Genomic DNA, 435 nt, shown 5'->3' with positions numbered 1-435 from the left:
CGCCCGCCGTCCCGCCGGTGCCGGAGATCCCCGGCGTCCCGCTCGCGGGCTCGGTCTCCGACACCTGCTCGGGGGACACCTCGGCGCCCGCGAGCGGCGTCGGCGTCCCGGGCGTCACGTTCCAGCCGCCGATGGTCGTCTTCCAGCCGCCGCAGCCGTCGGCCGATACCCCCGCCCGGCCCAAGAAGGACGAGCCGAAGCCCGAGCCCGCCGAGCCCGCCGAGCCCGCCGACCAGGACACCGGCGACGACGACCAGGACCACGGTCCGGCGGACGAGGACGACTCCGACGACCGCCCGTCCCGCCGGCGCCGCCGCCGCGGCGGCCGCGGCCGCGGCCGGGGCAAGGACCTGGCCCCTATACACATCCGACGCTGCCCACGAAGAGGACACGAGCAGCCGCCGCAGGCGCCGCCACCGCACAACAAAACAAAAA

The 435-nt window shown here is 76.6% G+C and carries 1 protein-coding gene; it reads left to right on the top strand.

Going from position 1 to position 435, the window contains the following annotated elements:
* Positions 1 to 17 precede the first annotated feature (17 nt).
* The coding region (locus HUX53_RS00140; protein ID WP_176401129.1) for a hypothetical protein at positions 18 to 435 on the top strand (418 nt) is incomplete at its 3' end.

This window comes from Actinomadura sp. BRA 177, assembly GCF_013372625.1.
Lineage (GTDB): Bacteria > Actinomycetota > Actinomycetes > Streptosporangiales > Streptosporangiaceae > Spirillospora.
This window is presented reverse-complemented; position numbering and strand designations above follow the sequence as displayed.